Raw genomic sequence first — 3,114 nt, forward strand, 5'->3', positions numbered from 1 at the left:
GGTGCGCGCCTACGGTGCTCAGGCGCGCACGGCGACGCGGGTCGACACCTCCGTGGACCACTACCGGTCGGCGCAGACCGCCGCGCAGCGGATGGTCGCCACGGTCTTCTCGGCGGGCGAGCTGGTGGCGGCCTGCGCGACCTGCGCCGTGGTGGTCGGCGGGGTGTTGCTCGGGGTGGACGGTGATCTCAGCGCCGGCCGGTTGGTGGCATTCCTGTTCCTGGTCACACTGTTCGTGGTGCCACTGCAGACCCTGACCGAGGTGCTGAACGAGGGAGCGAACGCCCTCGCCGGTATGCGTCGTGTGCTCGACGTTCTGGGCACGCCGCAGGACGTGCGTGACCCGGGCCCCGACGGCGGACTGGATCTTCCGCCAGGCCCGCTCGGAGTGCGTTTCGACGGTGTCGGGTTCGCCTATCCGGGGGGACCGCTCGTCCTGGCGGCCGTCGACCTGGACATTGCGCCCCGGACGAGGGTCGCCGTGGTCGGCGAGACCGGATCGGGCAAGACCACCCTGGCCAAGCTGCTGACCCGGCTGATGGATCCGACCGTCGGTCAGGTGCTGCTCGGCGGCGTGCCCGTGGAGCAGGTGCGGTTCGCGTCGTTGCGCAGGCGGGTCGTGATGGTCCCGCAGGACGGCTTCCTGTTCGATCTGACCATCGCGGACAACGTCCGTTACGGGCGTCCGGAGGCCTCCGACGCCGATGTCATGGCCGCGTTCACCTCGCTGGGGCTGGCGGACTGGGTTGCGGGGCTGGCGGACGGTGTGCACACCCGGGTCGGCGAGCGCGGGAGCTCGCTGTCCGCGGGAGAACGTCAACTGGTCGCCGTCGCCCGCGCCCACGTCGCCGCACCGGACCTCCTCGTCCTTGACGAGGCGACATCGTCGGTCGACCCGGCGACAGAGGTGCGGCTCGCCCGCGCGTTGGTCGCGCTGACCCGGGGGCGGACATCGGTCACGATCGCCCACCGACTGTCCACGGCGGAGACTGCGGATCTGGTGGTGGTCGTCGACGCCGGTCGAATCGTCGCGCAGGGGACCCACGCCGAACTCGTCGGTGTCCCCGGTGTGTATCGGCGCTTGCACGCCTCGTGGACGGCGGGCGTGGCCCATGACCTTGACGGGGACCTCACCTGACCGGCGCACGGCACAATGGGCTCGTGCCCGCCTCCGCGTCCCGTCTGGACCCCGCCATCGCCGGTCTGCTCAAGCGTGACCCGGCCGGTCTCTTCCCGGCGGTCGCGCAGCAGTACGACACCGGCGAGGTACTGATGGTCGGCTGGATGGACGACGAGGCCCTGCACCGTACGCTCACCACCGGGCGTGCCACGTACTGGAGTCGGAGCCGCCGGGAGTACTGGGTCAAGGGGGACACCAGCGGCCACCGCCAGCTGGTTCGGTCGGTCTCCCTCGACTGCGACGGGGACACCGTGCTGGTCCAGGTGGACCAGCACGGTCCGGCCTGCCACACCGGGCGCCGAACCTGCTTCGACAACCGCAGCCTGCCGGCCGCTGCCACCCAACCTGCCATGCAACCTGCCACCCAACCTGCCATGCAACCTGCCACGGAACCTGTGAGGGGAGCCGAGTCGTGACGACAGGCGAGGTCAGCCCGGGCCGGGGCGACTTCCACGCGCTCGCAGCCGAGTACCCGGTGGTCGCGGTGACACGCCGCCTGCTCGCCGATGGTGAGACCCCGGTCGGGATCTACCGCAAACTCGCCGGAGGGCCGGGAACGTTCCTGCTGGAGTCCGCCGAGCACGGCGGGGTGTGGTCGCGGTATTCGTTCATCGGTGTCCGGGCCGCGGCGACCCTCACCGAACGAGACGGATCGGCCGTCTGGACCGACGGCCAGCCGCCGCCGGGTGTTCCCACCGATGGGGACCCGCTCGACGTCCTTCGCGCGGTGCAGGTGGCGTTGCGCACTCCGAAGCTGCCGGATGCGCCACCGCTCACCGGCGGGCTGGTCGGTTACCTGTCCTACGACATCGTCCGGCGGGTCGAACGGCTCCCGTCCCGTTGCGTGGACGACCTGGGCATGCCCGAGCTGCGCATGATACTGACCGCCGACCTCGCGGTACTCGATCACAGCGACGGTTCCTGCCTGCTGATCGCAAACGTGTTCACCGGCGGCGACGGCGACCCGGACGCAGCCTACGACGACGCCGTGCACCGCCTCGAGGCGATGACCGCCGATCTCGGCAAGTGGAGCGAGCCGACGGTCGCGACCACCACGGCGCCCGCCGATCTCTCGCTCGCAGGCTTTGCCTCGCGTACCGCTCCGGAACGTTTCGAGGCTGCCGTCGAAGCCGCCATCGAGGAGATCCGGGCCGGCGAGTGTTTCCAGATCGTGGTCTCCCAGCGCTTCGAGCGCCCGACCGCGGCTGCGCCCCTGGACATCTACCGGGTCCTGAGGGCCTCGAACCCCAGTCCCTACATGTACCTGCTCCGTTTTGATGATCATGATGTCGTCGGATCGTCGCCGGAGGCGCATGTGAAGGTGACGGGCCGGCACGCGTTGCTGCATCCGATCGCCGGCAGCCGTCCCCGTGGCGCCACACCCGAACAGGACGCCGAGCTCGCCGCGCAGCTGCTGGCCGATCCCAAGGAGCGGGCCGAGCACGTGATGCTCGTCGACCTCGTGCGCAACGACCTGGGACGGGTCTGTACGCCGGGCTCGGTACGGGTGGTCGAGTTCGCCGCGGTCGAGCGGTTCTCGCAGATCATGCACATCGTCTCCACCGTGATCGGTGAGGTCGCGCAGGACCGGTCGGCTGTTGACGTGCTCACGGCGACGTTCCCCGCGGGCACCCTCACCGGTGCGCCCAAGGTGCGTGCGATGGAGATCATCGATGAGCTTGAGCCAACCCGCCGGGGCCTGTACGGAGGCGTGGTCGGTTATCTGGACTTCGGCGGCGATCTGGACACCGCGATCGCCATCCGGACCGCTGTCCTGCGGGACGGGCGGGCCTACGTACAGGCCGGCGCGGGCATCGTCGCCGATTCCGTGCCCGTGACCGAGAACAACGAAAGTCGCACCAAGGCGGCGGCGGTGCTGCGGGCAATCGAGATCGCCGAGTCGCTGCGCCTCCCGACATGACCGATCAGCAGGA

General features: G+C 70.1%; 3 protein-coding genes. All 3 read left to right on the plus strand.

Translation table 11 applies throughout. From position 1 onward, the window contains the following. Positions 1-1,138 (plus strand): ABC transporter ATP-binding protein (locus U9980_RS17345; RefSeq protein ID WP_322768874.1); only part of this gene is annotated, 1,138 nt, incomplete at its 5' end. Positions 1,139-1,161: 23 nt separating this feature from the next. Beyond that, positions 1,162-1,596, plus strand: a complete 435-nt coding sequence (gene hisI / locus U9980_RS17350) for a phosphoribosyl-AMP cyclohydrolase (RefSeq protein ID WP_322768875.1) — start codon at positions 1,162-1,164, stop codon at positions 1,594-1,596. Next, positions 1,593-3,101 (plus strand): anthranilate synthase component I, encoded by a 1,509-nt coding sequence (locus U9980_RS17355; RefSeq protein WP_322768876.1) that lies wholly within the window; start codon positions 1,593-1,595, stop codon positions 3,099-3,101. The genes hisI and U9980_RS17355 overlap by 4 nt, the downstream gene beginning before the upstream one ends. The last annotated feature ends 13 nt before the right edge of the window (positions 3,102-3,114 follow it).

This window comes from Protofrankia sp. Cr1 (assembly GCF_963555865.1).
Classification (GTDB): Bacteria; Actinomycetota; Actinomycetes; order Frankiales; family Frankiaceae; genus Protofrankia.